This is a genomic window from Halomonas sp. 3F2F (assembly GCF_014897805.1).
GTDB lineage: Bacteria > Pseudomonadota > Gammaproteobacteria > Pseudomonadales > Halomonadaceae > Vreelandella.
On record NZ_JABUZE010000015.1, the window covers coordinates 1 to 4763 of the forward strand.

Below are 4763 nucleotides of genomic sequence, written 5' to 3' on the forward strand. Positions count from 1 at the left end.
GCGAGGCGTCAGCGTAGTGCCACTGATCCTGAAACTAACCCCCACCTGTTGACGATTCCACAGACATAAGCCAGCATACACAGAGGGCCCTTTGACTCGCTTCGCTCGTCTGGGCCTCTGTGAGCTGGGTCAGGGGGCTACCGCCCCCCAACACCCCCCGTAGCCACCGCCCATATCGCACCCGCTGGAAGCGGGCACGCTCTGCGCGGTGGCCATGTGAAAAACCAAGGAGGCGGCTATGGCTGACGCCAAACCGAAGCGCGAGAAGATCATCAAGGTTCGGGTCTCTGCCGAGGAGCATGAGACGTTGAAATGGCGTTGCCCCAAGGCCCAGCTCGCCGAGTGGATGCGCGAGCAGTGTCTAAACCCTGATGGTGACTGGGTGAGGCAGTCAAAGGGCCCTGACCCCGTAGACCCAGCGCTATTGCGCCAACTGGCGGGAATCGGGAACAACATCAACCAGATTGCCCGCCGAGTGAACAGCGGCGAATGGGGAGCAGTGGACAGAGTAGCCGTTATCGCCGCTCTGAGCGCCGTAGAGCGCGAACTGTCCGAACTAAGGGGTCAGTACCGGTGATAGTGAAATTTCACGCCAGAGGCGCTGGTAGTGGCTCTGGGCCGGTCGATTACCTGCTAGGCAAGGACCGCGACCGGGAAGGTGCCGAAACGCTGCGAGGCGACCCCGAGCAAACAAGGGAGCTGATCGACGCCAGCAGCTATGCCAAGACCTACACCAGCGGCGTTCTGTCGTTTGCGGAGGCTGATCTTCCCGATGCCCATAAGCGTCAAATCATGGACACCTTTGAGAGGGCCCTGATGCCCGGCCTCGATGCTGACCAATACGACTGCCTGTGGGTTGAGCACCGGGATAAAGACCGCTTGGAGCTGAATTTCGTCATCCCGAATACCGAGCTGACTACTGGGAGGCGATTACAGCCCTACTACGACCGCGCCGACCGTCCCCGAGTTGATGCTTGGAAGACCCTAACGAACGCCAAATACAACCTGCATGACCCTAGCGACCCTGCCAACCAGAGGGCCCTTACGTACCCCGCTAACCTGCCGCGAGACAAGGAAAAAGCACAACGCCAGGTTACTGATGGGCTTTTGGCGTTGGCTGAAAAAGGCGAGGTGACAAACCGCGCCGAAGTGGTGGCGGCCCTTGAGGGGGCAGGTTTTGAAGTGACGCGCCAAACCAAGACCAGCATCAGCATTGCCGACCCGGAAGGCGGCAAGCCTATGCGACTGCGAGGAAAGCTGTATGAGCGAGATTTCGAAGTTGGCGACAGCCTTCGAGGAGAGATCGAAAGAGCGGGCCGCGAGTACCGAGAAGGCCGTAGTGAGCGCCTTCGAGAAGCACGAGAGCGCCTTACTGTCGGCGTTGAGCGAAAGCGAGCAGAGAACCAAAAACGCCATCCGCGCCCAGTCGCAGAATTTAGAGCGGATCGCGCTCAGGAGCTGGATGGCGGTAGCCATTCCCGTGATCGTGACGTTGCTACTGAGCGCGGGGGCCATCTGGGCGTTGGGCTGGCACATCAAGAACCAGGTCGACACGATCAGCCAGCAGAACGCCACGATAAGCCGTTTGAGCGAACAGGGAGGGGATATCAACCTGACGACATGCGGGGACAGCAGGAGGCTGTGCGCCGAGATCCACCCGGACAGTCTCGGGGAGAAGCCGGACGCGTTCGGCGAGAATGGCCAATATCGAATCCTGAAGGGGTACTAGATGACCAACTTGGAACGCGAGCTATTGCGCGCCTTCGAGCAACTACAGAGCGACTACGAAAGGCAGCAAAAGGCGTGGGAGAGCGCTTACGAGAGCTTGCAAACCATGTTCGAGGCAACCAGCCGGGACAACCGGGCCCTGAGCGAGCAGGTGAAGCGCTTAAGCGGGCAGGTGGCGGCCTTGAGCGAAGCGAGAGACAGCAGGACAGAACAATTGAGCGGGCAGGTGTTGCGCTTGGCTCAGCAGGTCGAGGGGTTGAGCGCGAGCGTGAAGCGTTGGACGCCAGAGGACGGGAATCGGAGAGGGTGAAATCCCGGCAGCGGGGCCATGGTTTTGGCATATGACGCTAGTGATAGATCTAAAATAGGCATATGCTATACGTGTATATCAATGTTTGGAGAGACCTGCCATGTTGGCCATTCGACTGCCCAGCGAAATTGAGATGCGCCTAGAAGCCCTTGCCAAGGCTACTGGACGCACAAAGACCTATTACGCACGAGAAGCGATCCTCGAACATCTGGAAGACCTTGAGGACATTTATCTGGCTGAACAGACCCTGGAACGACTGCGCAGCGGAGATGAGGTTACTCACTCACTGGACGATGTGGAGCGTGAGCTTGGTCTGGCAAATTGAGCTGACGGATACGGCGGCTAAGCAACTGAAAAAAATAGGCCACACAGAGGCTAAACGCATCCGTAATTACCTGAGAGAGCGCGTACAGCCGCTGGAAGACCCCAGGCAGCTTGGGAAGCCTCTGCAAGGCAATATGGGCGAACTGTGGCGGTACCGCGTCGGTGATTATCGGTTGGTTGCACAGATCGAAAATGATCGTGTGTGCGTGCTCGTTGTTCGCATCGGGCATCGGAAGGAAGTCTACCGCTGAGGCTGGACGGCGGCGGTTCTTAAGAGTAAAAACAAAGGAATAGCACTCAGCAGAGTGCCCAAAAGGAAACACCCCCGAACCCGGATTAGCTTGGCGGCATGACGGGAACGAGGGTGCAGTAAGTGAGGATATTGTGACCCAACCAGCACTGGCCTGCCAAGGCCCAAGCCCAACAAATCTGGTGCTTTTTCGCCAGCGGCTCCCTCGGAAGCCATACCATACCGACAATCCTCGCCATGGGTTGCTCATTCGTGATGTGCAGCGGGCCCTCTCTGCGCGGTACATACAGCCAAATCAACCGCACCGCCGTTACTGGCTGGTCTATGACGTAGACCGTGAGCTAGCGGCGCTTGATTGGAATGATCTTGGTGCCCCGCCGCCAACGATCGTGGCCCAAAATCCACAAAATGGGCATGCTCACCTGATCTATGGCCTCGATGTGCCTGTTAGAACGGCACCAGACGCGAAATCTGCGCCGTTGCGGTACGCCGCCGCCGTAGATTGCGCGCTACGAGCTGTGTTGGGGGCCGATGAGGACTATGCGGGCCTGATCTGCAAAAACCCTTTACACCCCCATTGGCGTGTTACTGAGTGGGAGCCGCGGTTGTACGAGTTGGGCGACCTTGATAGCTGGCTTGATCTCTCCCCCTACGCAGACCGCCGTAAGCGGCTTCCGGCCTACGGGCTAGGCCGGAACTGCAACTTGTTTGAATACCTCCGGACGTGGGCTTATCGAGCCATTCGGCAGGGGTGGCCGGAGTACGGACGATGGCTTGAAGCATGCCTAAGTCGTGCTGAGGGCTATAACATATCCGAGTTTTCGGGCACCAAGGCTGGAAAATTGCCGGCTAGCGAAGTGAAAGCGACGGCCAAGAGCGTTGCCCGGTACACCCACAAGCATTTCAGCCAGGAAGGATTTAGCCAGTGGCAAGCTCGGAATGGACGCAAGGGAGGCATTGCGTCTGGCAAGGCCCGTCGGCAAGGGTCAGAAGCTGAAAGCCAACCATGGGCCGTTTTAGGTGTTTCCCGCCGCACTTACTACAACCGGAAGAGGCTAGGAAAGCTGTGAACCCTTACGAGCAGGAAATTCTTTACATGGGTGCGAAGGAATATGCCTTTGCACAAGCAGATAAAGACCCTTTTCAGGCAGCGTTAGATTGGCTGTTAGCCCGGGACTGGATCATGCTCCCCAGGGCTACAGCAGAACAAATGGCTGCAAAAGTCGCGGAGCGTGTTGAGCATGTACGGTTGAAGTCTGGCCTAAGCTATCTAGATAGGGACAGATGCTTGTAAACATCTGATAAAAGATCGCTATTTTCAGACCCTATCCAAACGTTGTCAGCCGCTAAGGGCCCTGCAACTAGACTCGGCCCAGATACAGTTTCCCCATTGAAGATCAATCTCACATCCTCCCCAATGTTCCCTCGCACCCAGGTATCGAGCTTGCCATAGCAACCTTCTGATCGAATAAAGTCCACAGTGATGAAGTCTCGCCCATCTCCATCTTCGCTCATTGAAACGCTGCGTAAACAATTTGGGGTTATTTCAAACTCATTAGCATGGGATTTGAAATACAGGCGTGGCTCTGAGTCGACGCCTGTACTGGCACAAGCGCTGATATTGGCAGCAATGCTGCCTAGCGCTAGGCAGGAAAGAACATATTTGAGGTACATAGACAGGCCTTAATCATGACAAACAGCACACAGCGTAGCGCATATGGGCTGTGAGAATCGTTCTTAAGTTGCACTCGAAGCCATATCAGATAACAGCCCGTCAGGGCGGGGTTTAGCGGTCGTATTTATCAAAGATGTGAGCTAGCCCCTCCAGTGAGAGAGCCCTCATGGTGGTGCCTTCCCGCGCAGCTAGTGATTTCAACGCTGCATGAATATCTGGTGGCACTTCCACTGGCACACGCTTATCCCCTTTGCCTGCCTTCCCCTGTGATTCCTGTATCGCCAATCTAAGCTGGTCACCGGCGTTGCTCATGCAGTTACCTATGTGTGTTTGTGTTTAAGTACAAATGAAAGATTAGCACATTATCACTCCTGACATCCGTAGCGAAACGGATCTTTGATCCGTGAGATGCGGTGTCCGACAACGAGCAGAGCGAGGCGTCAGCGTAGTGCCACTGATCCTGAAACTAACCCCCA

Annotated in this window: 6 protein-coding genes and 1 pseudogene; 6 read left to right on the top strand and 1 reads right to left on the bottom strand. The window is 56.3% G+C overall.

Translation table 11 applies throughout. The features are described from left to right. Positions 1–238: 238 nt before the first annotated feature. From INT21_RS01300 to INT21_RS01330, 6 genes and pseudogenes are all read left to right on the top strand, one after another. Positions 239–577, top strand: a complete 339-nt coding sequence (locus tag INT21_RS01300; protein ID WP_172119093.1) for a MobC family plasmid mobilization relaxosome protein — start codon at positions 239–241, stop codon at positions 575–577. Beyond that, a pseudogene (locus INT21_RS20705) lies at positions 490–939 on the top strand (relaxase/mobilization nuclease domain-containing protein); the annotation flags it as partial. The gene INT21_RS01300 and the pseudogene INT21_RS20705, both read left to right, overlap by 88 nt. A gap of 322 nt (positions 940–1261) precedes the next feature. Continuing rightward, positions 1262–1729 (top strand): MbeB family mobilization protein, encoded by a 468-nt coding sequence (locus INT21_RS20710; protein ID WP_193084754.1) that lies wholly within the window; start codon positions 1262–1264, stop codon positions 1727–1729. A gap of 409 nt (positions 1730–2138) precedes the next feature. After that, positions 2139–2363 carry a type II toxin-antitoxin system RelB family antitoxin gene (relB, locus tag INT21_RS01320; RefSeq protein WP_192536333.1) on the top strand — a complete coding sequence of 75 codons (225 nt, stop codon included), beginning with the start codon at positions 2139–2141 and terminating at the stop codon, positions 2361–2363. After that, positions 2347–2613 carry a type II toxin-antitoxin system RelE family toxin gene (locus tag INT21_RS01325; RefSeq protein ID WP_226930560.1) on the top strand — a complete coding sequence of 89 codons (267 nt, stop codon included), beginning with the start codon at positions 2347–2349 and terminating at the stop codon, positions 2611–2613. Before relB ends, INT21_RS01325 begins: the two co-directional genes overlap by 17 nt. Positions 2614–2746: 133 nt before the next feature. Then, the gene (locus INT21_RS01330) at positions 2747–3682 is read left to right on the top strand and encodes a replication initiation protein (RefSeq protein WP_301398654.1); all 936 of its coding nucleotides are present in this window, start codon (positions 2747–2749) and stop codon (positions 3680–3682) included. A gap of 716 nt (positions 3683–4398) precedes the next feature. On the opposite strand, the gene INT21_RS01335 is transcribed toward INT21_RS01330, so the two are convergent. Next, positions 4399–4599 carry a hypothetical protein gene (locus tag INT21_RS01335; protein ID WP_193084756.1) on the bottom strand — a complete coding sequence of 67 codons (201 nt, stop codon included), beginning with the start codon at positions 4597–4599 and terminating at the stop codon, positions 4399–4401. Positions 4600–4763 lie beyond the last annotated feature (164 nt).

Excerpts from the sequence above, each read along its gene's own strand:
- INT21_RS01300 (WP_172119093.1), top strand. The coding sequence starts at position 239 with ATGGCTGACGCCAAACCGAAGCGCGAGAAGATCATCAAGGTTCGGGTC.
- INT21_RS20710 (WP_193084754.1), top strand. The coding sequence starts at position 1,262 with ATGAGCGAGATTTCGAAGTTGGCGACAGCCTTCGAGGAGAGATCGAAA.
- relB (WP_192536333.1), top strand. The coding sequence starts at position 2,139 with ATGTTGGCCATTCGACTGCCCAGCGAAATTGAGATGCGCCTAGAAGCC.
- INT21_RS01335 (WP_193084756.1), bottom strand. The coding sequence starts at position 4,599 with ATGAGCAACGCCGGTGACCAGCTTAGATTGGCGATACAGGAATCACAG.